23 protein-coding genes and 1 pseudogene are annotated in these 26,065 nt (G+C 73.2%); 12 read left to right on the top strand and 12 right to left on the bottom strand.

Annotation, left to right across the window (positions count from 1 at the left end):
- Positions 1 to 54 precede the first annotated feature (54 nt).
- Entirely contained in the window at positions 55 to 1,665 is a 1,611-nt protein-coding gene (locus tag O7626_RS18920) for an FAD-dependent oxidoreductase (RefSeq protein WP_278062488.1), read from the bottom strand.
- A 35-nt stretch (positions 1,666 to 1,700) separates the two neighbouring features.
- Positions 1,701 to 3,278, bottom strand: coding sequence for an aromatic amino acid ammonia-lyase (locus tag O7626_RS18915; RefSeq protein WP_278062487.1), 1,578 nt, complete (start codon positions 3,276 to 3,278; stop codon positions 1,701 to 1,703).
- 74 nt (positions 3,279 to 3,352) lie between these two features.
- On the opposite strand from O7626_RS18915, the gene O7626_RS18910 reads away from it, so the two are divergent.
- Together O7626_RS18910 and O7626_RS18905 are read left to right on the top strand one after the other, a co-directional pair.
- Positions 3,353 to 4,906: an NAD(P)-binding domain-containing protein gene (locus O7626_RS18910; protein WP_278062486.1), complete on the top strand. Its 1,554-nt coding sequence runs from the start codon at positions 3,353 to 3,355 to the stop codon at positions 4,904 to 4,906.
- The gene (locus O7626_RS18905; RefSeq protein WP_278062485.1) at positions 4,893 to 6,611 is read left to right on the top strand and encodes an AMP-binding protein; all 1,719 of its coding nucleotides are present in this window, start codon (positions 4,893 to 4,895) and stop codon (positions 6,609 to 6,611) included. The genes O7626_RS18910 and O7626_RS18905 overlap by 14 nt, the downstream gene beginning before the upstream one ends.
- 97 nt (positions 6,612 to 6,708) lie before the next feature.
- Here O7626_RS18905 and O7626_RS18900 read toward each other — a convergent pair whose 3' ends face one another.
- Both O7626_RS18900 and sigJ read right to left on the bottom strand, forming a co-directional pair.
- On the bottom strand, positions 6,709 to 8,430 hold the full coding sequence (locus O7626_RS18900; RefSeq protein ID WP_278062484.1) for an alpha/beta hydrolase: 1,722 nt from the start codon (positions 8,428 to 8,430) through the stop codon (positions 6,709 to 6,711).
- A gap of 90 nt (positions 8,431 to 8,520) precedes the next feature.
- Complete coding sequence (sigJ, locus tag O7626_RS18895; protein WP_278062483.1) at positions 8,521 to 9,456, bottom strand: RNA polymerase sigma factor SigJ; 936 nt, start codon at positions 9,454 to 9,456, stop codon at positions 8,521 to 8,523.
- Between the two features lie 195 nt (positions 9,457 to 9,651).
- On the opposite strand from sigJ, the gene wrbA reads away from it, so the two are divergent.
- The 3 genes from wrbA to O7626_RS18880 all read left to right on the top strand — a co-directional run bounded on the left by wrbA (position 9,652) and on the right by O7626_RS18880 (position 12,281).
- On the top strand, positions 9,652 to 10,269 hold the full coding sequence (wrbA, locus tag O7626_RS18890) for an NAD(P)H:quinone oxidoreductase (RefSeq protein WP_278066211.1): 618 nt from the start codon (positions 9,652 to 9,654) through the stop codon (positions 10,267 to 10,269).
- 282 nt (positions 10,270 to 10,551) lie between these two features.
- Positions 10,552 to 11,307 carry an NAD(P)H-binding protein gene (locus O7626_RS18885; RefSeq protein WP_278062482.1) on the top strand — a complete coding sequence of 252 codons (756 nt, stop codon included), beginning with the start codon at positions 10,552 to 10,554 and terminating at the stop codon, positions 11,305 to 11,307.
- 65 nt (positions 11,308 to 11,372) lie between these two features.
- Positions 11,373 to 12,281 carry an RNA polymerase sigma-70 factor gene (locus tag O7626_RS18880; RefSeq protein ID WP_278062481.1) on the top strand — a complete coding sequence of 303 codons (909 nt, stop codon included), beginning with the start codon at positions 11,373 to 11,375 and terminating at the stop codon, positions 12,279 to 12,281.
- A gap of 92 nt (positions 12,282 to 12,373) precedes the next feature.
- Here the strand turns inward: O7626_RS18880 and O7626_RS18875 are convergent, their stop codons facing one another.
- On the bottom strand, positions 12,374 to 12,571 hold the full coding sequence (locus O7626_RS18875) for a hypothetical protein (protein ID WP_278062480.1): 198 nt from the start codon (positions 12,569 to 12,571) through the stop codon (positions 12,374 to 12,376).
- Between O7626_RS18875 and O7626_RS18870 the strand changes: the two are divergent.
- Positions 12,543 to 12,701, top strand: a pseudogene (locus O7626_RS18870) (aldehyde dehydrogenase family protein); the annotation flags it as partial. The gene O7626_RS18875 and the pseudogene O7626_RS18870 overlap by 29 nt on opposite strands.
- A gap of 40 nt (positions 12,702 to 12,741) precedes the next feature.
- On the opposite strand, the gene O7626_RS18865 reads toward O7626_RS18870, so the two are convergent.
- Positions 12,742 to 13,902: an FAD-dependent oxidoreductase gene (locus O7626_RS18865; protein ID WP_278062479.1), complete on the bottom strand. Its 1,161-nt coding sequence runs from the start codon at positions 13,900 to 13,902 to the stop codon at positions 12,742 to 12,744.
- Between the two features lie 229 nt (positions 13,903 to 14,131).
- Here O7626_RS18865 and O7626_RS18860 point away from each other — a divergent pair, with 229 nt between their 5' ends.
- Positions 14,132 to 15,397 (top strand): endonuclease/exonuclease/phosphatase family protein, encoded by a 1,266-nt coding sequence (locus tag O7626_RS18860; RefSeq protein WP_278062478.1) that lies wholly within the window; start codon positions 14,132 to 14,134, stop codon positions 15,395 to 15,397.
- A 708-nt stretch (positions 15,398 to 16,105) separates the two neighbouring features.
- On the opposite strand, the gene O7626_RS41555 is transcribed toward O7626_RS18860, so the two are convergent.
- The 3 genes from O7626_RS41555 to O7626_RS18845 all read right to left on the bottom strand — a co-directional run bounded on the left by O7626_RS41555 (position 16,106) and on the right by O7626_RS18845 (position 18,229).
- Positions 16,106 to 17,176: a hypothetical protein gene (locus O7626_RS41555; RefSeq protein WP_347404800.1), complete on the bottom strand. Its 1,071-nt coding sequence runs from the start codon at positions 17,174 to 17,176 to the stop codon at positions 16,106 to 16,108.
- Between the two features lie 241 nt (positions 17,177 to 17,417).
- On the bottom strand, positions 17,418 to 17,609 hold the full coding sequence (locus tag O7626_RS18850) for a hypothetical protein (RefSeq protein ID WP_278062476.1): 192 nt from the start codon (positions 17,607 to 17,609) through the stop codon (positions 17,418 to 17,420).
- Between the two features lie 317 nt (positions 17,610 to 17,926).
- The gene (locus O7626_RS18845; RefSeq protein ID WP_278062475.1) at positions 17,927 to 18,229 is read right to left on the bottom strand and encodes a hypothetical protein; all 303 of its coding nucleotides are present in this window, start codon (positions 18,227 to 18,229) and stop codon (positions 17,927 to 17,929) included.
- A 562-nt stretch (positions 18,230 to 18,791) separates the two neighbouring features.
- On the opposite strand from O7626_RS18845, the gene O7626_RS18840 reads away from it, so the two are divergent.
- The 4 genes from O7626_RS18840 (at position 18,792) to O7626_RS18825 (ending at position 22,594) form a co-directional block, all read left to right on the top strand.
- The gene (locus O7626_RS18840; RefSeq protein WP_278062474.1) at positions 18,792 to 19,817 is read left to right on the top strand and encodes a hypothetical protein; all 1,026 of its coding nucleotides are present in this window, start codon (positions 18,792 to 18,794) and stop codon (positions 19,815 to 19,817) included.
- A gap of 190 nt (positions 19,818 to 20,007) precedes the next feature.
- Entirely contained in the window at positions 20,008 to 20,886 is an 879-nt protein-coding gene (locus O7626_RS18835; protein ID WP_278062473.1) for a copper resistance protein CopC, read from the top strand.
- Positions 20,887 to 20,908: 22 nt separating this feature from the next.
- Positions 20,909 to 21,280, top strand: a complete 372-nt coding sequence (locus O7626_RS18830) for a hypothetical protein (protein WP_278062472.1) — start codon at positions 20,909 to 20,911, stop codon at positions 21,278 to 21,280.
- 6 nt (positions 21,281 to 21,286) lie between these two features.
- Entirely contained in the window at positions 21,287 to 22,594 is a 1,308-nt protein-coding gene (locus tag O7626_RS18825) for a hypothetical protein (RefSeq protein ID WP_278062471.1), read from the top strand.
- Between the two features lie 80 nt (positions 22,595 to 22,674).
- Here O7626_RS18825 and O7626_RS18820 read toward each other — a convergent pair whose 3' ends face one another.
- The 3 genes from O7626_RS18820 to O7626_RS18810 all read right to left on the bottom strand — a co-directional run bounded on the left by O7626_RS18820 (position 22,675) and on the right by O7626_RS18810 (position 24,774).
- Positions 22,675 to 23,088, bottom strand: a complete 414-nt coding sequence (locus tag O7626_RS18820) for a hypothetical protein (protein WP_278062470.1) — start codon at positions 23,086 to 23,088, stop codon at positions 22,675 to 22,677.
- Positions 23,085 to 23,603 carry a diacylglycerol kinase family protein gene (locus O7626_RS18815; RefSeq protein WP_278062469.1) on the bottom strand — a complete coding sequence of 173 codons (519 nt, stop codon included), beginning with the start codon at positions 23,601 to 23,603 and terminating at the stop codon, positions 23,085 to 23,087. The genes O7626_RS18820 and O7626_RS18815 overlap by 4 nt, the downstream gene beginning before the upstream one ends.
- Before the next feature lie 76 nt (positions 23,604 to 23,679).
- A complete protein-coding gene (locus O7626_RS18810; RefSeq protein WP_278062468.1) occupies positions 23,680 to 24,774 on the bottom strand; it encodes an NYN domain-containing protein in 1,095 nt (364 codons plus the stop codon).
- 157 nt (positions 24,775 to 24,931) lie between these two features.
- Between O7626_RS18810 and O7626_RS18805 the strand changes: the two genes are divergently transcribed.
- Complete coding sequence (locus O7626_RS18805) at positions 24,932 to 25,996, top strand: serine hydrolase (RefSeq protein ID WP_278062467.1); 1,065 nt, start codon at positions 24,932 to 24,934, stop codon at positions 25,994 to 25,996.
- Positions 25,997 to 26,065 lie beyond the last annotated feature (69 nt).

Below are 26,065 nucleotides of genomic sequence, written 5' to 3'. Positions count from 1 at the left end.
CTGCCGTGGGAATGTGGCGCGGACCCGCCCGATGCGTCACCGGGGACATCGCCGTCAGTCCCCGGTGGCGTCCAGGCAGCGGCCCAGGAAGGCGACCAGCGGGGCCCGGTGCACGTCCGGGCGGTTCCACTGGTTCTCCAGGTTCTCCGCCAGGTGGTGGACCGCCGCCACCCGGCCCTGGTGGTGGTACCGGACCACCGGATGCAGGTACGCGGCGTCGTGCGCCTGCCCGACCACGTCCTGCGCGACCCGGGTCACCGAGACGTCGAACGGGTCCACCTGGTCGTGCTCGGGGCCGTACTCCAGGGTGACGACGAAGGCGTGTTCGACCGAGTGGTCCGGTGTGGAGAGTCCGTACTGGCTGAAGTACTCGACCGGCACCTCCTCGTGGTAGCGGGCGTCCGCAGCGGCCGTCTCCGGCCCGTCGCCCCCCGCCCCGGCCACGGTCAGCACGTCGGCGAGTACCCCGAACTGCTGCCACAGCGCGGACGTGCGGTTCAGCCGGGCGATCACCGCGTCCGCCATCGCCTCGCCGGTCGGGTCGAGCTTCTCGGCCGGCCAGGGGGTGTCGTGGTACCGCCGTTCCAGGATCCGGTGCAGGGCCCGGACGGCGTACCGGAAGCCGTGGATGAAGCCGCTGGTGGACCGCTTGAAGTCCCGCTCCTGGGAGAGCGTGCCGGCGAAGAAGAGGTCCGGGACGTCCAGCGACTCCCACTCGGCGCTCTGGGCCGGGAACCGGTCGTCGATCACCAGCGCCGGGCGGCAGCTCTCGTCGAAGATCGACGGGTCGAACCGGAAACCGGTGCAGAGCAGCACCCGGTCGTAGTGGAGTTCCTTGGTGACCTCGTCGGCCCGGAAGAAGCTGAACGTCACCCGGTAGCCGTCACCGTCGGGCTCGATGCCGCGCACCGTCCCGTCCAGGATCGCGTTCGCCGACTTGAGCTGGTAGGTGTCGAGGAAGTTGTTGTTCACCGCCCGCAGGTGCCCGACGTAGTGGGTGCGCCAGGCCATCCGGATCGAGCTGGGTCCGGCCAGGTGGATCAGGGTGGTGGTCTCCATCAGGTTGTCGGCGGTCTCGAACGCCGAGTTCCCCTTCCCGATGATCAGCACCCGCTGGTCGAGGAAGTCGGCCGGGTCGACCGGCATCGTGTCGTACCGCTCGGCGTGCGCGACGCCGGGGATCGCCGGCACGTACGGCTGGGAGACCCCGGTGGCCACCACCAACCGGCGGGCCCGGTACGTCGTACCGTGCTGGTCGGTGACCGCGAAGCCGCCCCCGGCGGCCCGGGACACCCGGACCACCCGGCTGCGGTACCGGACCCGGGCTCCGGTGGCGGCGGCGAAGTCCGCCAGGTAGCGCAGCATCACGTCGGCGTCCGGGAAGTACCGGTCGGTGTACCTGGTGAACCGCAGCGCCGGGTCGTCGCTGAGCAGCGAGTTCCAGTCCAGCCGCAGGTTCAGTTCCGGATCGTCGGAGCCGGTGTGCGGCTTGTTGATGGAGATCAGCTGGCGGTGCCGGGGGAACCGGGCGAAGAACGCGCCGGGGACGTCCGCGCCCTCCAGCACCAGGTAGTCGCGCCGGCCGTCCTGCTCCAGCAGCGCCGCGAGCTGGAGTCCGGCCGGTCCGGCACCGATGATCAGATAGTCGAGCGTCTCTCCGGTCACGGGAACGACGCTACGGCCCAGAAATCAGAGAAAAATCAGGATTCGTCCGGGAGCGCGGTCAGCTCGTCGAGCAGCTCCGCCGCCCGGACCACGTCGGCGTCCAGCGGCCGGTCCGGATCGATTGCCGGCACCACCTCGACCAGCCGGTCCAGCAGCTCGGCACAGCCCGGCGCGGTCGGGGTACGCGCGCCGACGTGCACGGCCTGCCGCAACCCGACCGCCAGCGAGCCGCAGAGCAGCCGGAGCAGTTCGGCCTGTTCCACGGCGCGCAGCGCCGCCTGGGTGCCGAACGGCACCACGTCCTGGTTGTGCAGGTTGGTCGGCAGGCTCTGCATCCCGGCGGGGGTGGCGTTGCGGCGGATCTCCGCCACCAGCGCGGTACTGGCCAGCTGCACGCCCTGCAGCCCGTGCTGCCGGCCGGGCCCGGCGGCCAGCATCGGCGGCAGCCCGCCGTTGCGGGCCGGGTCCACCAGCAGGTCGAGTTGGCGCTCGACGAGGTTGCCCAGCTGGGCGGCGACCGTGCCCAGCAGGTCGGCGGCGAACGCGGCCGGCTGGCCGAAGAAGTTGCCGCCGTGCAGCACCAGGTCCTCGTCGGGGAAGAAGAGCGGATTGTCGCTGACCCCGCGCAGGTCGGCCGCGACCACGCCGTCGACGTACCGCAGGGCGTCCTCGGCGGCGCCGAGCAGCTGCGGCACGCACCGGATGCTGTACGCCTCCTGGAGCGGCCGGCCGCCGGACGGCACCGCCCCGTCGAGCAGTACCCGCATCCGGGCGGCGACGTCGACCGCGCCGGGGTGCCCGTACGCGGAGATCAGCCGGGGGTGCAGGAACTGGCCGGGATCGCAGCCGAGCACGTCGACGAGGAGACAACTCAGCGACTGCGCGGCCCGGTGCGCGGCACGCACACCGTGCAGGGCGAGCGCGAGGGCGGCGGTGGTCAGCGACGTACCGTTCACCAGCGCCAGTGCGTCCCGCCCGTCCAGCACCAGCGGGCTCAGCCCCGCCCGGGTGAGCGCCTCGCCGGCCGGCAGCCGTTCGCCGTCCAGATAGGCCCAGCCCCGACCGCGCAGCGACTGCGCGGCATAGGCGAGCGGGATCAGGTCTCCGCTGGCCCCGACCGAGCCGTACCGGGGCATCGCCGGGGCGAACGGCGTCGCCAGCATCGCGGCGAGTCCCTCCACCACCCGCGGTGACACCCCGGAGACGCCCTGGGCCAGCGACCAGGCCCGGACCAGCACGGTGGCCCGGGCGACCGCCGGATCTATCTCCGGCCCGTGCCCCGCCCCGAGATGGGCCAGCGTGTTGTCGCACTGGTCGGCCTCGTCGTCCCGGCCGGCGAACCCGACCAGTGCGCCGAAGCCCGTGGTGGCGCCGTAGACCGGCCGGTCGTCGTCGCCGAGTACCGTCCGCAGGTGGCCCCGGCCGCGCGCCACCCGGTCCCGGACCTGGGCCGGGACCTCGACCCGGACCCCGGCCGCGACCCGGCGCAGGTCCGCCACCCGCAGCGGCCGGGCCAGGTCGACGGCGCCGGCGACGGTGGGCCGGGAGCCGGTCAGTTGGGAGCCGGTCGGAGCGGCGGTACGGGCCGGGCCGGGCGCACGCTGGGTCGTCATCGCACCGACCGTAGCCACGGATTCTCAGAGGGATCTGAGTTCTCTCTGATTACCGCTCGCTACCGTCCGGCGGCATGACGCACGATTACCTGATCCTCGGCGCCGGGCCGGCCGGACTCCAGCTCGCGGCCCTGCTGGAACGCGACGGTCACGACTACCTCGTGCTGGAGGCCGGTGAAGGGCCGGGCACCTTCTTCACCCGCTATCCCCGACACCGCAAGCTGATCTCCATCAACAAGGTCTACACCGGCTCGGACGACCCCGAGTTCAACCTGCGGATGGACTGGAACTCGCTGCTCGGCGACGACCCGGAACTGCTCTTCACCAGGTACACCGGGCGGTACTTCCCGGACGCCGACCTGATGGTCCGCTACCTGGCCGACTTCGCCGCCGCCACCGGGGCCCGGGTCCGCTACCGCACCCGGGTCGTCCGGGTCGGCCGGGACGGCGACGGCTTCGAGGCCGTCGACGACACCGGCCGGTGCTGGCGCGGCCGGCGGCTGGTGGTCGCCACCGGAGTGTCGCAACTGTACGTGCCGCCGATCGAGGGCATCGAACACGCCGAACGGTACGACACGGTGAGCGTCGACCCGCGCGACTTCGTCAACCAGCGCGTCATGGTGATCGGCAAGGGCAACTCCGGCTTCGAGACCGCCGACAACCTGGTGGAGACCGCGGCGGTGGTGCACGTGGCCGGACCGCACTCGGTCAGGTTCGCCTGGCAGACGCACTACGTCGGGCACCTGCGGGCGGTGAACAACAACTTCCTCGACACCTACCAGCTCAAGTCGCAGAACGCCGTGCTGGACGGGACGGTCGAGAGCATCCGCCGCCGCGACGACGGCGGATACCTGGTCCGGTTCCGCTACGCCCGCACAGTGGAGGCGATCCGGGAGATCGAGTACGACCGGGTGATCGCCTGCACCGGCTTCCGCTTCGACGCGGACATCTTCGACGACTCCTGCCGCCCGGCGCTGGTGATCGACGACCGCTTCCCGGAGCAGACCCCGGCGTACGAGTCGAGCACCGTGCCCGAGCTGTACTTCGCCGGCACCCTCACCCAGCAGCGGGACTTCAAGCGGTCGACGAGCGGCTTCATCCACGGCTTCCGGTACGGCGTCCGGGCGTTGTACCGGATCCTGCGCACCCGCTACCACGGGACGGGCTGGCCGGCGACCCCGGTCGAGGCGACCCCGGAGGCGATCACCGACGCGATAATCGCCCGGATCAACCGCTCCTCGGCGCTCTGGCAGCAGTTCGGCGTCCTCGGCGACGTCGTCGCGGTCTCCGGTGACACCGCCGCCTACCACGAGGAGGTGCCGGTGGCCCACCTCGTCGCGGGCGGCCTCGGCGGCGGCACGTTCTTCGTCACCACCCTGGAGTACGGCGCCGACCACGACAGCGTCGACCCGTTCGACATCACGGTGCCCCGGCCACGGGAGAACGACGCCACCGCCGCACACGACGCCAGCTACCTGCACCCGGTCGTCCGGCTCTATCGGGACGGGCAGGTGGTCGCCGTACACCACCTGGCGGAGAACCTGGAGAACGAGTGGAACCTGGCCGGGGTACACCAGCAGCCGCTGGCCGTCTTCGTCAAGGAACACCTCGCCGATGCCCGGGGCTGAGCCGCACGACCTCCGCCCGTCGGCCCACCCGACCGCCCGGCGGGCCGGGCCGGGCTATCCGCAGGTGGTGCTCGACCTGCTCACCGCCGCCCGGGACCGCCCGGTCTTCGAGCACGGCCCCCGGACCGTCACCGGCGGCGAACTCGCCGACCTGGTAGCCCGGCTCGCCACCGGGCTGGCGGCGGCGGGCATCGGTCCGGGGTCCGGGGTGGCGACCGTGCTCGGGGTCTCCCCGGAGGCGTTCGCCGCCGTCGTCGCGGCCCAGGTCGTCGGTGCCCGGGTGGCCGGGGTACGTCCCGGGCTCACCGCCGAACAGCTCCGGCACGTCCTCGGCCACGACATCGCGGCGGTGCTGCTGGATCCGTCGACCGCCACCCCGGGGCTGCGCTCGGCGTCGGCCGGACTGCGACTGCTGGCGGTCGGCCCGGTCGACGGGGTACCCGACCTGGCCGCCACCCCGGCCCCGGCAACCCCGCCGAGGCCGGCGGGCCGGCCGGACGACATCGCCCGGGTCATCTACACCAGCGGCAGCACCGGGGCACCGAAGGGCTGCGTCCAGACGTACGCCGCACTCGGCGCCGGCTGGGCGCCGCACCGGGACCGGTGGCCCCCGGCGGTCCGGGACCTCGCCGCCCGGCTCGACCGCTACCTGGTCTTCGGCTCGCTGAGCAGCCAGGTGATGCTGGAGTACGGCCTGCTCACCCTGGCGGCCGGCGGCACGATGGTGGTCGCGGAGCCGGCCGGGGGAGCACGGCCGTTCCTGCCCGACGCGATCGCCCGGCACCGGGCCACCGCCAGTGTGGTCACCGTGCCCCGGCTGACCGGGATGGTGGCGCTCCAGCGCAGCGACCCGGCCGACCTCGGCAGCCTGCGCGCGCTGCTGGTCTCCGGCTCGCCGCTGGAACCGGGCCGGCTGGCGGAGGCGATGTCCGTGCTCGGCCCGGTCGTCTACCACGGCTACGGCCAGACCGAGACGGGCATGATCTCCATGGTTACCCCGGCGGAGCTGACCGCCGCGCTGGCTGCCGCCGCCACCGGGCGCGACGCCGACAATGCCGCCACCGGGCGCGGCGCCGATCGGGCCGCCACCGGCACTGCGTCGTCCGTGCTCGGCTCGGTGGGCCGCCCGCCGGCCGTGGTCGACGTCGAGGTCCGCGACCCGGAGGGCCGGCCGGTGCCGGCCGGGGTGGCCGGGGAACTCTTCGTCCGCACCCCGGCCCAGGCGAACGGGTACTGGTCCGAACCCGCCGAGACCGCCGAGGTCTTCGTCGACGGCTGGGTACGCACCCGCGACCTCGCCCGGCAGGACGCCGACGGCTACCTGCACCTGCTGGGCCGCACCCGGGACGTCGTCATCGTCAACGCCGAACTCGTCTACGCCGGCCCGATCGAGCGGGCCCTGGCCAGCCACCCCGAGGTGGCCGAGGCGTACGTGGTGGCAGCGCCGGACGAGCAGACCGGGGAGGCGGCGCACGCCTTCGTCGTACCGGTAGCGGGTTGCCGGCCCGACCGCGAGATGCTGCGGGAACTGGTCCGGGAACGGCTCGGCGAGGCGAGCGTTCCCCGGACGGTCACCTTCGTCGCCGACGTCCCCGTCTCGGCCGCCGGCAAGCCGGACAAGCGCCGCCTCCGGCACCGCGACGGTGCCGGAGGCGGAGACGGAGGCGGGGACGTCGCCCAGGGACCGGGGCCGGCCGCCCCGTGACCGGCGGACCGGGAGCCGGGGCGGCCGGCGGAACGTCAGCGGCCCGGCCGGCCCGATTCGGCCCGGCGAACCGGGCCCGGGACGGCCGGCGGACGGGTCAGCGGACCGGCGAGTTGGCCCGGGTGATCCGCTCCCGCACCTGCTCGCGCAGCTCGGGCAGGCTGCCGGCCGAGGCCCGCGCCGCCGGGTCGAGCTTCCGGCCGTCCCGCTTCACCGGGCCGGCGACCGGATACACCTCGGTCTCGCCCGGCAGCGGCAGACCCGGACAGGTCGCGTCGGACGGGCGCGAGTTGTGCAGCAGGAAGACGTTGACCATCCCGTCCACGCACGGGTTGCCGTCGATGGCGTACTGGCCGTGGAAAGTGGAGTCGTCCACCGAGACCATGCTGACGCCGGGAGCCGCCCGGACCGCCGCCCGCGCCTGCTCGTAGCCGGTCTGCGGGTCGAACTCCGCCTGCACGACCAGGATCTTCGCCGCGACCGGGGCGGGCAGCTCCGGCAGGGTCTGCCGGGGTGCGTCGGACCAGAAGCCGCACGGCTCGGTGAGCCCGTACGCCCAGCCGAAGAGCGGGTACTGCGGTCCCTGCCGGTCACTGAGCCGCCGGTACCAGGTGGCGGAACGGGTGGGCTGGTCACCACAGGCGACCGCGACCCGGGTGCCGGAGAACAGCGTGTAGTCCTCCGGCGTCTCGGCGGCGATCCTCCGCAGCGTCAACCCGGCCAGCGGCACGCCGTACTCCGAGCGGGCCAGCTCGTCGAGTTCGGTCCGTACGGCCGCCGGCAGGCCGGCCCCGACGGTCTCGCCCTGCATCTCCTGCGCCGCCAGCGTGTAGACCAGGGTGGCGAGGAGCCACTGGAGCTTGCCGCCCATTCCGACGAAGAGCAGGTCGTAGCTGTCGCCGGGGATGCCCACGGTCTTGGCGTACTCGCGGGCCCCTTCCCAGGTCCGCGCCGCCTCGGCCGGGGTGTCGCCGACGATCTCGGGGAACTGTCGGGCCGCCCAGGGCAGGTAGACGTGGTCGAGCTGCCGCTGCCCGATCATCGGGAACGCCTCGAAGGCGGCCTGTAGCCGGCCCTGCCAGTTGACGCTGGAGTCGAGCACCATCTTGCCGGCGCTGGCCGGGAAGAGCGAGGCGTACTTCGCCCCCAGCCAGGTGCCGTAGGAGTAGCCGACGTAGTTCAGGGTGGCGTCACCGAGCAGTTGCCGGATCAGCTCCATGTCGTGCGCGGTCTGCCAGGTGGTGACGTACGGGGTCAGCGCCTTGCTCTGGCACGCCTCGGCGACGGCCCGGGGCGCCTTCTGGTGCTCGGCGATGCTGCTCGGCGACCGGTCCCGGGCGTCGAGGTCGGCGGTCGACAGCCGGCCGGTCGGAATCTCGCAGACCAGTCCGAGCTGGTCCGGGGCGGTGCCGCCCTCCTGGCCGGTGCCGCGCGGGTCCATCCCGACGAAGTCGTAACGCTCGCTGACGGTCGGTTGCAGGGCGGCCAGCGCACCGGCCAGCGAGCTGCCCTGGGCACCGGGGCCGCCCGGGTTGACCAGGATGGCGCCGAGCCGCTCGCCGCTGGCCCTCACCCGGCTGATCGAGACCCGCAGGTCGACGCCCGCGTCGGGCACCGCCCAGTCGCGGGGGACGGTGACCAGGGCACACTCGATGTCGCGGGTGGGGTCCGGCGGGGCGAACAGGCAGGCGCCCCAGCTGACTTCCTGGTCGAGATAGAGGTCGAACGGGCTGGTGGCGGCCTGCGCCGCTACCGGGGTCGCGGCCAGCGCAAGGACCACGGTCGCCGGTGTCACCACACTTCTGACGAGTCGGCGCACGGTACTCCCTCCGGAAGGAATCGGATGAAGGGAGCGTAGCCGGTCGTTTCCGGGCCGCCGACCAGCCTGGGGCGAACTCGGTCTCGTGCCTCATCCGCGCGTCCACGGACGCAGCTTCTCCGGGTTGCGCACCGACCAGATCCGCCGGATCCGGTCACCGGCGACGTCGAACGCCATCACCGTCACGATCGCACCGTCCAGCTCGGCCACCAGACCGGGCCGGCCGTTGACCGTCCGCTCCCGCAGCGTCAGGTCGGCCACTCTGCCGGCGATCTCGACGAGCAGCCGGGCGACCCGTTCGCCGCCGCGCACCGGTCGGAGTTCGGCGCTGACCAGGCCACCGCCGTCGCTGGTCGCTGTGACGTGCGGATCGAGGAGCGTGACGAGGGCGTCGATGTCGCCGGCCTGCCAGGCCCGCTTGAAGTCCCGCACCACCCGGGCGTGTCGGGCCGTCGGGGTGGCCACCGGCCGCGCCGCGCGGACCCGGCGGCGGGCCGACGAGGCGAGCTGGCGGCACGCCGCCGGGGTACGGCCGACGATCTCGGCGACCTCGGCGAACGGGTACCGGAACACGTCGTGCAGCACGAACGCGACGCGCTCGGCCGGGGTCATCGAGTCGAGCACGACGAGCAGGGCCATGTCGACCGACTCGTCGAGGGTCACCCGGTCGGCCGGATCGAGCGGGCCGCCGCCCGGCCGGCCGCTGCTCCACTGCGTACCGTCCGGCAGCGGCTCCGGGATCCACTCGCCCACGTACCGCTCCCGGCGGGCCCGGGCCGAGCCGAGCAGGTCGAGGCAGATCCGACCGGCGACCGTCGTCAGCCATGCCCCGGGGGACTCGATGCCCTCCCGCTGCCGCCCGGGGAGGGCGTACCAGCGGGCGTAGGTCTCCTGGACGACGTCCTCGGCCTCGGTCAGCGAGCCCAGCAGCCGGTACGCGAGATTGATCAGCTGGCGCCGCTCGCCGATGATCGCGGCCAGCTCGGGGTCGGCCGAGCCGTCCCCGGTCTCCGGTCGGGTGGTCATGCTGTCCACTGCCCCCTCGGTCGCTGCCTGCCCCGTCGAGAGTCCGACGAGACACCGCACCGGACTGTGAGGCCGGCGCCTCCCTCACAATCGCCGGCCCCGTTTCGTCGTACCGCTCGGACGCCACACCGTCCCGCCGCCGCCGGGCGAGGCGTGCCCGCCCGGCGGCGCGGACAGCGCAGCGAAAGGACACCGATCGTGGAACCCGTGCGGGTCACCGTCATCTACTACAGCGCCACCGGAACCGTCTACACCCTGGCCCGAGCCGTCGCCGAGGGCGCCGAGAAGGCCGGCGCCCGGGTACGGCTGCGCAGGGTCGCCGAGCTGGCCCCACCGGAAGCGGTCGACGCCAAGCCGGCGTGGGCGCAGCATCTCCGGGACACCGCCGACGTCCCCGAGCCCAGCCTCGACGACCTGGCCTGGGCCGACGCCGTGCTGTTCGGCACCCCGACCCGGTTCGGTACCCCGGCGGGCCAGCTCAAGGCGTTCATCGACACCACCGGCCCGCTCTGGTTCACCGGCGGCCTCGCCGACAAGGTGTACTCGGCCTTCACCGCCTCGAACACCGCGCACGGCGGGCAGGAGTCCACCATCCTGGCGCTGGGCAACGTCTTCTACCACTGGGGCGGGATCATCGTGCCGCCCGGCTACACCGACCCCGTCCAGTTCAGGTCGGGCAATCCCTACGGCACCTCGCACGTGGCCGGCGACGGGCCACCCGGCGAGGTGGCCCTGGAAGCGGCCCGGCACCAGGGCCGGCGGGCCGCCGACACCGCCGCGGCGCTCGGGGCGGGGCGTGGGCCGCGGTCCTGACCGGCGGGTGGTGGTCGTACCGGGCCGGTGCCACCGACGCGCCGCCCGGGGCGGGCCCGCCCCGGGCGGCGGCATCACCCGCCAGGGGTGATCGGCACCCGTACGCCCACCGGGACGCGACCGGCGGTGCAGGCTGGAACCGCACTCCGGCCGGCGAGGGCCACCCGGGGTGATTCGGGTCGCACGGCATCCGGTCCTGTCACGAATCGACGTCCCGCCCGGTCGTTGTGATGGCCGGGCGCCAACCGGCGCCTGGACAGGGACGACAACCAGAGGACCAAAATGAAGATCGTCGTTATCGGCGGCAGCGGACTCATCGGCGGCAAGGTCGTGGACCTGCTCGCCGCACAGGGCCACCAGGCGGTGCCGGCGTCCCCGAAGACCGGGGTGAACGCGGTGACCGGGGAGGGGCTGGCCGAGGCACTCGACGGCGCCGAGGTCGTCGTGGACGTGTCGAACGCGCCCTCGTTCGAGCCGGCTGCCGCGCTGGAGTTCTTCGAGACGTCCACCCGGAACCTGCTCGCGGCCGAGGCGGCGGCCGGGGTGGGTCACCACGTGGCGCTGTCGGTGGTCGGCGCGGACCGGATGCCGAACGTCGGGTACATGCAGGCGAAGGTGGCACAGGAGAAGCTGCTCCCGGCGTCGCCGGTGCCGTACTCGATCGTGCGTGCCACGCAGTTCTTCGAGTTCCTCGAGGCCATCGCCGGCATCGGTACCGACGGCGACACCGTACACCTGGCGCCGGTGCTCTTCCAGCCGATCGCCGCCGACGACGTGGCGGCCACGGTGGCGGACGTCGCGCTCGGCACCCCGGTCGGCGGCATCGTCGAGGTGGCCGGACCCGAGCGGTCCCGCCTCGACGAGGTGATCCGGTCGGTGCTGGACGCGGACGGGGACCCCCGGGAGGTGGTGGCGGACCAGGCCGCCGGCTACTACGGTGCCGAGGTCGCCGACGACGCGCTGGTGCCCACCGGCGAGGCCCGGATCGGTCAGATCCACCTGGCGCAGTGGCGCGAGGCGACCGGCAGGGCGCGGTAACCCTCCGCCGCCAGCCGGTCCCGACGACTTTGCCGGATCGCGCCGCAGCCGGGGAGGATGGTCCGGTGCAGCCCGCAGCCGACGGACGGACCGGTCAGACCGGTCAGACCGATGACGTGGCGGACTTCCAGGCCGTCCGGGGACGGTTGTTCGGGATCGCCTACCGGATGCTGGGCAGTGTCGGGGACGCCGAGGACGTGGTGCAGGACACCTGGCTGCGCTGGCAGCGGACGGACCGCCGGAACGTGCGCAACCCCGAGGCGTTCCTCACCACCACGACCACCCGGTTGGCGATCAACGCGGTGACGACGGCCCGGGCGCGTCGCGAGACGTACCCGGGGCCGTGGCTGCCGGAGCCGGTGGACACCGCCGCCGACCCGGCGCTCGGCGCCGAGCGGGCGGAGGGGCTGGAGCTGGGCGTACTCCTGCTGCTGGAGAAGCTCGCCCCGGCGGAGCGGGCGGCGTACGTGCTGCGGGAGGCGTTCGACTACACCCACCGGCAGGTGGCCGAGGTCCTGGCGACGTCGGAGGCGAACGCCCGGCAACTGTTGAGCCGGGCCCGCCGGCACCTGGATTCGGCCCGGTCGGCGCCGGTCGGCCGGGCCGAGCACCGGCGGCTGGTCGAGGCGTTCCTGGCGGCGGCCGACGGCGGGAACCTGGCCGCCCTGGAGCGGCTGCTCGCCGACGACGTGGTCGCGCGCTCCGACGGCGGGGGACGGGTGCACGCCTCGAGGCGGGACGTCACCGGCCCGGCCCGGGTCACGAACTTCCTGGACAACGTGCTGCGGAAGTACTGGCACGGGTCGGTGCTCCGGCTGGTCCCGGCCAACGGCGCGGAGTGCCTGCTGGTGGCGGCCGCCGACGGTACTCCGCAGGCGCTGCTCGCCCTGACGACCACCGGCCGGGGGATCGAGCGCCTGTTCGTCGTGCTGAACCCCGACAAGCTCGGCCAGTTCGCCAGCCCGCCCGCCTGACAGCAGCCGTCCCGGCCTCCCACGCCACTGCACCGGCGGCGGTGTGGTGCCAATGGGCCCGACCCCGCTCGCCGTCGGATCTTTGGCCGGCGTCAGGGCCGCTGACCGCCGACGACCGAGAGTTGGGGCAGCTTCTCCGCGCTCTCGCTGCCCGGGGTGGCGGTGAAGACCAGCAGCGACTGGGACTGGTCGGGATCGAGCAGCACCTGACAGTGCAGTTCGAGGAGGCCGAGCCGTGGATGCGTGATCCGCTTCGGGGCGCGACTGCGTGCCGGCCAGGTGGACGTCAACGGCGGCCAGTGGAACCCGCTCGCCCCGTTCGGCGGCTACAAGCAGTCCGGGAACGGCCGGGAGTTCGGCCGGGAGTTCGGCCGGGCGGGGCTGGCGGAGTTCCTGGAGACCAAGGCCATTGAGCGCTGATCTCCGCAGGACCGGGACGGGTGCCGCCGGTACGCCCGCCTCAGCCGGCGTACCCGTCGGACCGGTCGGACGGGTCGGACCGGCCGAATCGGTCGAATCGGTCGAACCGGTACGGCGCCAGCTCCGCGTCCCGGTCCTCGCCGAGCACCTCGGCCGCGACCAGGTCACCGGCGTACACGCTCAGGGTCGCGCCGCTGTGCGAGACGGCGAAGTGGAAGTTCGGCAGCCGGCCCGCCCGGCCCAGCACCGGCAGGCCGTCACCGGGGATGGGCCGTTCACCGACCCGTACCTCCCGGACGGTCACGTCCCGGAGGCCGGGATAAAGTCGGGTCCCCGCCTCGACCACCCGGTCCACCGCCGGTCGGGGCACCTGGTATCCGCCGTCGGCGGCCGGCTGCGCCGCGTCGTCGATCTCCGGACTGTGCAGCAGCAGCCGCCCGTGCCCGTCTGGGCGCAGATGGACGTGTGGGGCGTGCACGACCCGGGAGACCGCGACGGCGGTCGGGGAGGTGTAGACGAGTACGCCACGGGTGTTGCGCATCGGCAGCGCGAGCCCGGCGAGGTCGGCGACCCGGCCGGCCTGCGGCCCCGCGCAGTTCACCACGGCGGCGGCGGGCAGCCGGTGTCCCGAGGCGAGCCGCACCGCGCGTACCTCGGCACCGTCGACCTCCAGACCGGTGACGGCGTCGTCGCGGACGACCTCGGCGCCGCCGGAGAGCGCGGTCGCCAGCAGGTGCCCGACCAGGCCGGCCGGGTCGACCCAGCCTTCCCGGGGGAAGTAGGCGATCCCGTCGGGCGGCAGTTCGGCCGGAGCCATCTCCGGTTCGAGGCGGAGCACCTCGGCCCGGTCCAGCCACCGCGCCTCGTACCCGTAGGCGAGCACGCCCTCGACCTTCGCCCGCAGCTTGGCACGGGCGTCGTCGCCGTCGGCCCACTCCAGGTTGCCGCCCTCGTGGTACCAGTCGCCCCGCGGCGTCTCGGCTGCGAGCCGGCGGTGCGCCGCCATGCTCGCCACGCTCAGCTCGTGGTAGGCCCGGGGCTGCTTGCCGCAGGAGTTGGTCCAGGAGAACGTCGCCCCGGAGGTGCCGCCGGCCGGCGCCCCGGCGTCGACGACGGTGACCCGGGCGCCCCGGCGGGTCAGCCCGGCGGCGACCGCCGCGCCGTACACTCCGGCTCCGATGACGACCACCTGGGTGACCATGCTGATCGTTCCCCTCTCCGTGGAATTCCGTCCGGGGCGGGTGCGCGGCCTGCTGTCGATTCTCACCTCTGGGTCGCCCGGTCCACATGACACGTTCGGCCGAAGCGGCGGGACGGTGTCGCGCGGCCCGGTCAGCCACGACGGGACGTCCAGATTTCACGCCCTGGTCACCGGATGCTCGGGACACGACGATAGACACGCGGGCGGAGATCAACGTCAAGGAGGAAACATGTCCTGGAGTTCCGGGCGAACCGGCCGGTACGCGGTCCGGGCGGGCCTGCTCGCCGTCGCCGTCACCGCCGCCGGGCTGCCCGCTGCCGCGTCACCGGTGATGGCACACGGCGGCGCCGGTACGGTGCGGTTCGCCACGTTCAACGCCTCCCTCAACCGTGGTGCCGAGGGCGCGCTGCGCTCCGACCTTTCCACCCCGGCCAACGCGCAGGCCCGGACGATCGCCGAGATCGTGCAACGCACCCGGCCGGACGTGCTGCTGGTCAACGAGTTCGACTTCGACCCGGTGGCCGCACGACTGTTCCAGCAGAACTACCTGTCGGTCGGCCAGCACGGTGCCCGGCCGGTCCACTACCCCCACCGGTTCGTCGCGCCGAGCAACACCGGGATCGCCTCCGGCTTCGACCTCAACAACGACGGTCTGGTCGCCACCGAGCCCGGCACCACCGGGTACGGCGACGACGCCCTCGGCTTCGGAGCATTTCCCGGGCAGTACGGCATGGTCGTCTACTCCCGCTATCCGATCGAACTGCGGCAGGCCCGCACCTTCCAGGAGTTCCGCTGGAAGGACATGCCGGGGGCGCTGCTGCCCGACGACCCGGACACCACGGCGCCGGCCGACTGGTATTCGCCGGAGGAGCTGGCTGCGGTCCGGCTCTCCTCGAAGAGCCACTGGGACCTGCCGGTCCAGCTCGGACGGCGTACCGTGCACTTCCTGGTCAGCCACCCCACACCGCCGGTCTTCGACGGTGCGGAGGACCGCAACGGGCGACGCAACTTCGACGAGATCCGGTTCTGGGCCGACTACGTGCGGCCGGGCGCCGGGCGGTACATCTACGACGACCGGGGCCGGCGGGGCGGGCTGCGTCCCGGTGCGGAGTTCGTGATCGCCGGTGACCTCAACTCCGACCCGAACGACGGGGACAGCCTTCCCGACGCCGCACGGCAGCTCCTCGACCACCGGTGGATCCACGACCGGCTCGTGCCGGGCAGCGCGGGTGCGGCCGAGGCGGCGGCGGTGCAGGGCGGCGCCAACCCGACGCACCGCAGCGAGCCGGTGCACGACACGGCCGACTTCGCCGACGTACCGGGGCCGGGGAACCTGCGCGCCGACTACGTGCTGCCGTCCCGGGGGCTGGACGTGCGCGGCGGGGGCGTGTTCTGGCCGGTGGCCGGCGATCCGCTGTCGCGGCTGACCGGGACGTTCCCGTTCCCCAGCTCCGACCACCGGCTGGTCTGGCTGGACCTGCGCGTCCGGCGCTGACCACGGGGACCCGGCGGCCGTTCCGGTTGCGGGCACCCATCGGGAGCCGGGGTGCAGGGTTTCCGCGTCCTGATCCCGCTCGGGATCCTGGCCGGCATCGCGCGGGGCGTGCGGGCGTACCTGGACAGCAGCGCCTGGACCAGCACTTTCAGAGTTGCGCCCGTCGGATCCTGGCACCCGCTAGGACTCGGCAGGCGTAGAAGACGGCCCGGACCTCCGTGGAGGTCCGGGCCGTCTCTCTGCCATCCGGTTCGGGTTACGGCTGGCAGGGGCACTCACAGCGCCAGTCCCGCAGGGCCGCCGCCGGGTGCCGGTTCGGGTCATCCTCGATACAGACGTGCTTCTCATCCCCGGTGGCCAGAGCGTCCGCGCACCGGACGCACAGGTGGATCGGCAGAGACGGGTTGATCACCTCCGGGTCGGACATCCAGGTCATGGGGGCTGGCCTGGCGCCCGTAGGCGGTACGAGCTGGGGCGGTAGGTCGTCACTGAACACGCGTCACCCTTCCTGGGAGGGCAGGCCCGGCCACGGAGCCCTAGTCACGTATCCGGACCGCTTCCCTTTGCCGTGCCCCTATAGGCAACCTGACACAGGTGCTAACTGTACAGGTTTGTAGACTGCGCAATGCGATAACTGACATATGTAGCCTGATCAGACCTAATAGCGTCACGTCCATGGCCGGCCGGAAGTTGTACGGCGCTCAGGAGCTAAGGGACCGCCTGGGCGTGTCCCGGACGCGTACGCTCCAGTTGATCGCCCGGCCCGACTTCCCAGAGCCGTACGAACGCCTGGCCGGCGGTGCGGTGTGGCTGGCGGAGGACGTGGAGCGTTGGATCGAGGAACACCAGCCGTGGAAGGCACGCGGCGCCGACCCGGACGCGGAGGACTGAGCGGCCCACAGAGACACGAAACGGCCCGCACCCCTCGGATTGGCCTTCTCGCGGGGTGCGGGCCGTTCGCTGTGCCGCTGAGGCCGCCGTGACGGCCTTCCCCCAAGCGTCCAGGACCGAGTGGCGCTCCAGGCTCCAGAGTGCGGAAGCGGCCCGCTCCCGCGTCTCCCTGACCTCCTGGACCGCCCGGCCCGCGATCGTGGAGCCCGCCACGAATAGCCGGCTCGGCTCCTTCACCACCAGGTCCAGCCGGGCCAACTCCGCCACCGCCTGGCCGTGGAGGTACGCCAGCCACTCCGGCCGCCGCTCCGCGATCCCAGCGGCCACCCGACGCCGGAGCGTATTCACCGCGTCCGCCGTCCCCTCCGCCACCAGTTCGGCGGTAGCGGCCTCCTCCTGACGCTCCCGGATGATCCGGTTCACGTCCGCCCCGTCCACCGCGTTCCTGGAGGCGGCGGCCTCCGCCACCAGCTTCCGGGCCGCCGTCGGGCCGTCCGCCGCCGTCATCTTCGCCTGACGGGCCGCACTGCGGAGCCGGGTCGCCTCCTCGCTGAGCGCCTGGAGCCGGAGCAGGTCCGCCCGGATCTCCGGGTGCACATGCCGTGCCGGAACCTGGCCGACGGTCCGACCGCTCAGCGGCTCCCCCTCCCACACCTCCGGGGCCTTGCTCCCGGGTGCGGCCGGTCGGAGCGTGCCTGTGGAAGCGGTCGGGAGGGTGGCCGTGGCGTTCATCAGGGCGGCCTTGTCGCCAGTCCGGCGCCACTTCCGGGCCTGGTCCTCACCGTCGGGGTTCGCCAGCGGGCACGCGGCCCGGTTCGCCTCCGCCGCACCCGGTACCCGCTCCGCCGAACCGTGACCGAAGATCACCAGGCCGCCCCGGTGATCCACCGTGTGGACCTTGGGTTCTGAGACCTGAACGTCACGGCCACCGGGTGCTTGGGAGTGGTCTGGGAAGCACGTGCACTCCGTCAGGTCCCCGGCCTCCCGGGCGAAGTGCATTGCCACGGCCAGGAGGTACGAGGCTCCCCCGGGTGTCCGTCTCCACTGTCGACCCACCAGACACCGAGGTCCGGGGCGTAGCGGGTGCGGGTGTTCGTGGCCTGCGGGTGCGTCAGCATGGGGTGTCTCCTTAGTAACCGAGGATGCGCCGGAACCGGGCGGAATCGGAGTCGATGTGGTCGGCGGGGGATACCGGCACGGTCGTCTGGACGCGTGGCGTCCGGCGGCCCTGTGCGGCCGGGGGCTCCGGGGTGGCCATCTTCTGCGGGTTGCCGGTCAGGATGCGGCGGTACCGGTCCGTGTCCGGATCGGTGGTGGTCACTGGAAGGTTTCGTGCCCGGACACGGCCCCGTCCCGGGACACGTCGTGGTCGAACCGGGACATGTCCGGGTTCGACCACGACCACCGGGACACGGGACATCGGGACATCGGGACACGGGGACATGTCCCCGCCGGACACGCTGAGCGTCCCGGAGCCGGGACACGGACACCCATGTCCCGGACAGCTCCAGGACACGGCGAGCGTCCCGGGCGGACATTTCCACGGGGACACCGCAGAGGTCCAGTTCGGCCAGTAGCTCTCCCCGGCTCGCCGGGATGCGCCAGTCCTCCAGCGGCTCCGGCGCTGCTCCCACCGGCCTACGCGGGCCACGGGTACGCCTCCGTGATCACCGAAAAGGCCCGGCGGCGGTTGCGCATCCAACGCGGGTCGAATGGCTCCGCCTGGACGCGGACCCATTCGTAGCTGTCCACCGGCCGGGGACAGTGCGCGACCCGGTGCGTCAGGTCACCCGGCTTGTAGTACGGCCCGTCCATTGTGCCGGCTCCGTGCCGGTGCCACACTCCGCACGGCCGGCATGGCACCAGCAGTGCGAGCGGAGTACGTCCGCCCTGCGGTTGCCCGGGTCGCAGGTAGCCGGGGACGGTCGGAAGCTTCGTCATTGGTGGTCTCCTCGGGTAGGGGTTCGGCGGGTTGCCGACGTGCCTCGTGTCGGCCAGTGGGGTCCGGCTGCTCACGTGGGCTTATGGGCCAAGAGGCGGGGGACTGCTCACGGGTGGCCGGAAGGCATGTCGGCCAGGAGGCGGTGAACCGCTCACCCATCGGCCAGGGGAGGCCCCGCACTTGGCTCACGCGCACTTACCCCCAAGGGGTGGCAAGTGCGAGTGTTGAGTGTTGAGTGTTCGAAGGTTGTCTAAGTGTTCGGGTTGTGGGCTCTGCCGACGCCTTCCGGGCCCGATTGCGGCGGGCGAGGTGTCGACAGCCCGCGAGCTGGCTCGGTTCCGGCCTCGTCTTCCGGGCACGCGTGGCCGTCCCGAAATCGGGTACGCCGCCGACGACATTCAGGGCGGGATTCAGGGCGGGCTGGTCGACGGCAAGGGGCGGGTGATGCGGGAGAACCGGTCGGCGGACCCACCGGAGCAGGGGAGAGGCGGTCGCCAGGACGTCCGGCGGACCGGTGGTCCGAGCGGCCGGGGGTATGGCGGTGAGCGACGGGAGCGCGTCGTGCCGGAGGTTCCCGCCGCAGTCGGCCCTGCTGTCGACCCTGTCGCTGACGAAGTCGACCTACCGGTGGCCGAACGCGTCGCATCCGCCGCCGAGCCGGACATCCTGCTCGACGTGCCGCAGCTCAGCGTGGAGAAGATCCGGCTCAGCGTGCACGGCCTGGACGCCGACCTCTCGCTGCGGACCAGGCTGGCGAACCTGTTGCAGATCGACGCGGGTGTCCGGGTCCACCTCGAAGAGGTCGACCTCGACATCGAGGGTGTCGAGGCGGAGGCGCTGCTCAAGGTGCGGCTCGACCAACTCGCCGGCATCCTGAACCGGGCGTTGAGCACCATCGACCGCAACCCGGCGATCCTCGGGAATCTGTTGCGGACGGCGGACAACGCGGTGGGCGAGGTGAACCGTACCGCGCGGGACGCGGTGACCGGCCTGGACCGTGCCGCCGAACAGGCCCTCGGGTGGCAGGCGGCGGCGACCCGCGCCATCGACCGGTCGGCCGGGAGCAACGTGCCGCCGAGCGGGCCGCCGGTGACTGAGTCGAGGTGGTCGGACGTGTCAGCGGCGCCAGCGGGTGAAGCGGTGGCTGCGGCGAGCCGGTCGGCTGCGGATGCGGTGCGGGCGGGTGAGGAGGCGACGGCTGCGGCGACCCGGTCGGACGCGGGTGCGGTCCGGGCGGAGGAAGCCGTGGCGGACGTGGTGGATCGGCCGACCGCCGCCGGTACCGGCCGGCGGGGTGGCCGGTCCGGTCAGCTGCCGCCGGGGGCGACCGCCGCAGCCGCTCGGGCCGGTGAGGTGGCGAGCGGGGCACTGCGGGCGGCGGGCGGCTTCCTGCGGAACGCCGTCCGGGATCTCGGCCTCGAAACGCCGCCGTCCAGAACGGGTGAACAACGCGCGTCCGCCGAGCGCAGTCCCTCCCCGGGGCAGAGCCCGCCCGAGCGGAACCAGTCTGCCGCCGAGCGGACGCCACCGGTGGCCGCCCGGTACCAGTCGCGGCGCACTGGCGCACGTATCCGCCGGTGGCGCTGACCACCTGCCCGGTCGTCCCCGGCACCCTGCGGCGGTAACCGGCTCGGGCCTCGCCGAGCCGGTGCGACCCGTCCGCCGGGCGGTAACCAGACCAGTACGGGAAGTTTCGTCGAGACATCTGAAAGTCTGTTCAGAGCCAGCGAAAGCGGCTAGCCTCGCGGAAGGTTTCTACCGAGAGCCGAGGTACGCGATGGTTCGTGCGGCACCGCGTCTGCTCGTCGCCGTTGTGCTGAGCCTGCTCACCGTCGCGCTGGCCGCCACCACTGTGCACCCCCGACCGGCGTACGCGCACGGGCAGCTCGCCGTCTCCACCCCGGCCGACGGCGCAACGCTGGCCGCACCTGTCGAGTCCGTGTCGCTGGCGTTCACCGAGCAACCCCCGACCTTCGCGTACTTCACCGTGACGGCGCCCGACGGGGCGAGGGTGGACCGGCGCTGGTCGCCCGGTGCGCAGATCCGGCTGGAGAAGCCGGTACGCGAGTACCAGCGAATCGACGGCGTCTGGCAGCCGCAGCTGTACCACGTCGGCTTCACCGTGCAGGTGCCGGTGGCGTACTGGCCGGAGCAGGGCCGCTACGTGGTGCGCTACCAGACGGTCGCCTCGGACGGCGAGGAGGTCAAGGGCGAGGTCGGATTCACCTACACCGGCGCCGGCACGCCCGCCCCGGCGGGTTGGCGGGCCCCCACCGACCAACCCAGTCCGGAGCTGGTCGCGGCGGCCTCCGCCGGACACGGCCAGCCGACCGCCGCAGCCTCGACGCCGGCCGGGGCACCGCCGTCCGAGTCGGTAGGCGCTCCGAGCAGCGGGCAGGACGACGACGGCCTGGCCACCTCGGTCTGGCTGGTGCCGGTCCTGCTGCTGGTCGGAGCCGCCGTCCTGATCGTCGGCGTCGCCCGCCGTCCGGCCCGCGCCGGCAAACCTGCCACCCATCCCCGAAACAGCTCGACCCGTCCCCGAAACAACGCGACCCGCTCCCGCGCCGCGTCCCGGTCCGGAGGGCAGGGCGGTGCGCCGGAACGCGGCCGGAGCCGTCCCGCCGCCGCCTCGAACCGCCGCAAGCGCCGCTGACCGTCCCTGGAGAGCCCCCGCCATGATGCCGCCCCACCCCCGGCGACCCCGCGCGGCCTACGCCGCCGCACTGCTCGCGCTGCTCCTGATCGGACCGACCGGCTGCGGTGACGGTGAACCGGCTGCCACCGGCACCGAGACCGTCACGGTCACCATCGCCGACGGCACCGTCTCGCCCGCGCCGGGCCGGATCGAGGTGGACCGGGGCCAGACGGTCCGGATCACCACGACCAGCGACGTCGCCGACATGGTGCACGTGCACGGGTACGACAAGTCGGTCAACCTGCAGCCCGGGGTCGCCGGCACGGTGGAGTTCGTGGCCGACCGGGACGGGCTCTTCGAGGTGGAGACGCACGGCCAGGAGTTGCAACTGTTCCAGCTCGTCGTCCGGTAGCCGGCGTTGTGGCTCGCGCACGGCGTCGGCGGGCGCCAGGACCTGCCCATCCCGTTCGGTCTCGCGCTCACCGGTGCCCTGGTCGCCCTGGTGGTCTCGTTCGTGGCCCTGGGCGTGCTCTGGCGGGAGCCGCGGCTCGGCACCGAACCGCCCCGACCACTGCCGGCACCGGTCCGGCGGGTGGTGGCCGCCCGGGCCTGGCCGTGGCTGTGCCGGCTGGTCGGGCTGGCCGTCGCGGCGTACGCCGGGCTCGGCTTCCTCGGCCCGGACACCGCCGACAACCCGACCGCCGGAATGGTGTACGTCCTTTTCTGGGTCGGCCTGCTGCCCCTGTCGCTGCTCTTCGGCCCGGTCTGGTCGGTGCTGAACCCGCTGCGCACCCTGCACCTCCTGGCCTGCCTGGCACTGCGCCGCGACCCGGTACGCGGGCTGCGTGACCTGCCGCCCGGACTCGGGTACTGGCCGGCGGCCGGTGGACTCTTCGCGTTCGTCTGGCTGGAACTGGTGGCGCCGCACCGGGTGAGTCTGCCGGTGATCGGCGGCTGGCTCGCCGGCTACGCCGTCGCGATGCTGGCCGGTGCGGTCGTCTACGGGTCCCGCTGGTTCGACCGGGGCGACGCGTTCGAGGTCTACAGTGCCGTCGTCGGGCGGCTGGCAATGGTGGCCCGGCGTCGCGACGGGACGCTGGTCCGGCAGCACCCGCTGGACGGGATGGCCGGGCTGCGCCCCGCGCCCGGCCTGGTCGCCTTCGTGGTGGTGTTGCTCGGCTCCACCATGTACGACAGCGTCTCCAACGCCCCGGGTTGGGTCCGGGTGCTCCAGTCCGGGACGGCGCCGGCTCCGCTGGTCGGCACGGTCGGGCTCACCCTGGTGGTCGTGCTGGTGCTCGGCGCCTATCTGGGCGCGACCGGCCTGGCCGGCCGGCTCGGTGGTCGTCCGGCGGGGGAGTGCGCCGGGGAGGTGGCGCATTCGATCGTGCCGGTCGCCGTGGGCTACCTGGTCGCGCACTATTTCACCCTCTTCCTGCTGGAGGGGCAGCGCACCCTGGTCCTGCTCACCGATCCGCTCGGCACCGGAGCGGACTGGCTGGGCACCGGATCGTGGACCGTGAGCGGCTTCGGCACCTCCCCGGCCGGTACCGCACTGCTCCAGGTGACCGTGATCGTCCTCGGTCACGTCTTCGGCACCGTACTCGCGCACGACAGGGCGTTGCGGCTCTTCGACCGCCGGACGGCGGTGGTCGGCCAGCTGCCGCTGCTGGTCCTGATGGTCCTCTACACCACCGCCGGCCTGCTGCTGCTCTTCGCCGCCTGAACGGCCCGGGTGCCACGTCCGGGTCGCGGCCGGGCAGCGTTGGGCCACGCCCGGGTCGCGGCCGGGCAGCGCAATCGGCGTCAGCGGTCGGGTGTGTCGGCGGGGGCCATCACCCGCAGCGCGTTGGCGTCGAGCCCGATCCGGATCGGGGTCCGGCCGCGTACCTCGCCGTCGACCTCGACCGTGGCCGGTCGGTCGGTGTCGAGCAGGATCTCCCCGGCGGCGAGGAACGGCTCGTCGTCGAGGGTGCGGCGGTGTCCGGTGGCCGCGTTACGCGCCGTGGCGCGCAGCAGGTCGCGGCGGGTCGGGCCACCGACCGGGTACGCGACCAGCAGCCGGTCGTCGGCGTTCGCGTCCGCGGTGATCGGCCGGCCGGCCTGGAAGCCGCCGTTGGCCACGTAGAGCTGGTGGGTCAGGAACTCGCGGGACTGCCCGCCGGCCCGCAGGCTGATCCGGATCGGACGGTGTCCGGTGAGCAGCGCCAGGGCGGTCACCGGGTATGCCAGCCGGCCGGTGACCGCTTGAGCCGGGCCGGTGCCCGGGCCATCACGTCGGCGGAGAGCCCGATGCCGACGTGGTTGGCGAACGGCATGCCGTCGGCGAGCCCGAGGTCGACGTCTATCACCTTTCCGCCGGCCAGCGTCGCGACGGCGGCGTCGAGGTCGAGCGGGATGCCGACGGTCCGGGCGAAGTTGTTGGTGGTGCCGAGCGGCAGCAGCCCGAGCGCGATGTCCCGGTGTGCGAGCAGGCGCGCGGCGGCGCCGATGGTGCCGTCGCCGCCACCGACGGCCAGCAGGTCCGGCGCCAGTTCGGCGGCGGCGGCCAGGCTCGCATCCAGTTCACCGGGGCGGTCCGTCGGAAAGGTGCCGAGCAGCGTGAAGCCCGCGTCGACCAGCCGGGCCCGTGCCTCCTGGAAGAGCCGGCGGCCCCGGCGGGAGCGGGCGTTGACCACCAGCGCCGCCCGGCGCTCCCGCCGGATGGCGGCATCGAGCTCCTGCTTCGACCGCATGGGCCAAGACACTATCGGCAGCCGCCGGCCCGGCCCCGGCCGGCGGCGTACCCGGCGCGCGGGGTGGTCCGGGACGTCACCCGGGGCGCGCGGTGAGCAGGTAGTCGTCGGTCTCCGGGCTCCACCGCAGCTCGACCGCGCCGCCGGTGGCGGCCGCCTTGCAGAACTGGAGGAAGCTGCGGTAGCCGAGCTTCTTCTCGCTGAAGTCCGGGCGGGCCCGGCGGAGCTGGTTCTTCAGCCCGGAGAGCGCCACCGGGCCGTCCGCGCCGGCCAGGTCGAGGAGCACGGTACGGAGCAGCCCGAACGCCACCTCCCGGTCGCCGTGCTCGGGCAGTGACACTCCCGGGTCGCCCTTGGCCGGGCCCTCGGTCAGCTCGACCACGTTGTGTTCGGCGAGGTGCCGGAGCAGCTCGCCGAAGGCCCGGAACCCGTAGTCGGACTCGCTGAACGTCGGGTCCTTGCGCAGCAGGGTGCGCTTGAGCGTCGAGGCGGTGACCTCCCCGCCCGAGCTGCCCTGCAACCCCGCCACGGTCTGCGCGACCAGTTCGGCGAGGGTGTCGACGTCGCGTACCGGCTCCTCGACCCCCTGTGCGGCCTCCGGTCCCGGCTCGACCTGCTGGTCCGGCTCGACCTGCGGCGCCTCCGGGCCGGTGGGCCGGGCCGGACGGCCCCGGCGGGGGCGGGTCGACGGGATGTCCACCCCTTCGAGCCGGTCGTAGTAGAGGAACTCGTCGCAGGCCGGCGGCAGCAGCGCCGAGGTGGACTTCTCCACGCCGACGCCGATCACCCGCTTGTTGAGTTCGCGGAGTTTGTGCACCAGCGGGGTGAAGTCGCTGTCGCCGGTGCAGATCACGAAGGTGGACAGGTATCCGCGTTCGAAGGCGAGTTCCACCGCGTCGACCGCCATCTTGATGTCGGCGGCGTTCTTGCGGCTCGCCCCCATCCGCTGCGGGATCTCGATCAGCTCGACGTGTGACCGGGTGAGCATCCGGCGGTCCTCGCCGAAGAACGACCAGTCGGCGTACGCCCGGCGGACCACCACCCGGCCGCGCTCGGCCAGCGCGTCGGCGATCGGTCGGAAGTCGAAGCCCAGGCCGCCGAGGTGGTCCCGGGCGCCCAGCGCCAGGTTCTCGTAGTCGAGGAAGAGGGCAATCCGGTCTTCTTGATCCACGCGGTTCAGCCTACGCCCGGCGAGGCGTTCCGGGCCGTTGCGCATCGGTGCGTCGGGCCGGCCGGCGCTGGTACGCGTCCCCGTCCGGGTTGTTACCGGAAATCACGATCGGTACGCTCGCCCCCGGTAGTTCGTCGATGGATCATGGGGGGCAACGGTGTCGGAGAGCGTCAGCCGCCGGGCGGCGATCGGGATGGGGGCGGCGGCGGCCGCACTGGTGGCGACGGGTCAGCCCGCTGCCGCCGCACCACCGGCGACGGTGGCGGTCGGCCGGGCACCGGTGTCCGGACCGGGCGCGCCGGCGGGGCCGCTGGGGCCGACCGGCACCGCGCAGGCCACGATCCGTCAGGCGTACGCCGCGCAGAAGGCCCGGGCCCGTGGGGTGTGGCACTCGCACATCGCGATGGTCAACTCCGCCGGCACCCTGGAGACAGTCGTGGCGGACGACGTCGACAAGGTGACCCACGGCTACAGCGTGCAGAAGCTCGCGGTCGCGGTGGCGGTGATGGACAAGATCGACCGTGGCGAGCTCCGGCTCGACCAGAAGCTCGACCTCACCGCCGACATCATCCTCGGCGGCACCGGCATCTACTTCCTGCACACCGTCTGGGGTGACGACGTCACGGTCGCCAACTTCCTCACCGCGATGCTGCTCGTCTCGGACAACACCGCCGTCCGGATGTGCGGGCGGGTGGTTCCGGCGCTGGAGATCAACGAGATCCTCGCCGCCAAGGGCTTCACGCACACCCGGGTCGAGCCGGTCGCCAACCCGAACCGGTTCTTCCTCGGCGTCACCACGCCCCGGGAGACCCACGACCTGCTGTGGCGGCTGGCGAACAAGACGATCGTCACGCCGAAGTCGGCCAACTTCCTGCTCGGCATCCTGCGTTGGATCAACGGCTACCACGACGGGGTGCGCCGCAACATGTCGTCGGCCGAGCGCAGCCGGATCGCCACGAAGTACGGCGCGGACTACGACGAGCTGGGCGCGGCCCGGCACGAGGCCGGGATCATGTTCGACGCGGCCGGCGCGCCGACGCTGACGTACGCGATGTTCGCCGACTCCCTGGGCGACCTGGACAACTACGGTGCGACGCATCCGGCGGTGCAGGCGCACGCGGCGCTGGGCCGGGTCATGTTCGACTCGATCGCCACCGTCACCAACCGGACGGCGAAGGCCCGGCACTCGGTCGACCCGTTCCACCCGGTCAGCGGCGGCTGACCGGCGCGCCTCCGGAGGCGGGTGCGCGTCGGACGACGCCCCACCCGCCTGAGCCGGCGGACGCGGACG

The sequence above is a fragment of the Micromonospora sp. WMMD1102 genome (genome assembly GCF_029626265.1).
GTDB lineage: Bacteria > Actinomycetota > Actinomycetes > Mycobacteriales > Micromonosporaceae > Plantactinospora.
This window is presented reverse-complemented; position numbering and strand designations above follow the sequence as displayed.

What these genes read in the sequence shown, in the direction of transcription:
- O7626_RS18830 (WP_278062472.1), top strand. Translation starts at nt 20,909, where the DNA reads ATGATGCCGCCCCACCCCCGGCGACCCCGCGCGGCCTACGCCGCCGCA.
- O7626_RS18910 (WP_278062486.1), top strand. Translation starts at nt 3,353, where the DNA reads ATGACGCACGATTACCTGATCCTCGGCGCCGGGCCGGCCGGACTCCAG.
- O7626_RS18845 (WP_278062475.1), bottom strand. Translation starts at nt 18,229, where the DNA reads ATGACGAAGCTTCCGACCGTCCCCGGCTACCTGCGACCCGGGCAACCG.
- sigJ (WP_278062483.1), bottom strand. Translation starts at nt 9,456, where the DNA reads ATGACCACCCGACCGGAGACCGGGGACGGCTCGGCCGACCCCGAGCTG.
- O7626_RS18905 (WP_278062485.1), top strand. Translation starts at nt 4,893, where the DNA reads ATGCCCGGGGCTGAGCCGCACGACCTCCGCCCGTCGGCCCACCCGACC.
- O7626_RS18885 (WP_278062482.1), top strand. Translation starts at nt 10,552, where the DNA reads ATGAAGATCGTCGTTATCGGCGGCAGCGGACTCATCGGCGGCAAGGTC.
- O7626_RS18815 (WP_278062469.1), bottom strand. Translation starts at nt 23,603, where the DNA reads ATGCGGTCGAAGCAGGAGCTCGATGCCGCCATCCGGCGGGAGCGCCGG.
- O7626_RS18865 (WP_278062479.1), bottom strand. Translation starts at nt 13,902, where the DNA reads ATGGTCACCCAGGTGGTCGTCATCGGAGCCGGAGTGTACGGCGCGGCG.
- O7626_RS18860 (WP_278062478.1), top strand. Translation starts at nt 14,132, where the DNA reads ATGTCCTGGAGTTCCGGGCGAACCGGCCGGTACGCGGTCCGGGCGGGC.
- O7626_RS18835 (WP_278062473.1), top strand. Translation starts at nt 20,008, where the DNA reads ATGGTTCGTGCGGCACCGCGTCTGCTCGTCGCCGTTGTGCTGAGCCTG.
- O7626_RS18915 (WP_278062487.1), bottom strand. Translation starts at nt 3,278, where the DNA reads ATGACGACCCAGCGTGCGCCCGGCCCGGCCCGTACCGCCGCTCCGACC.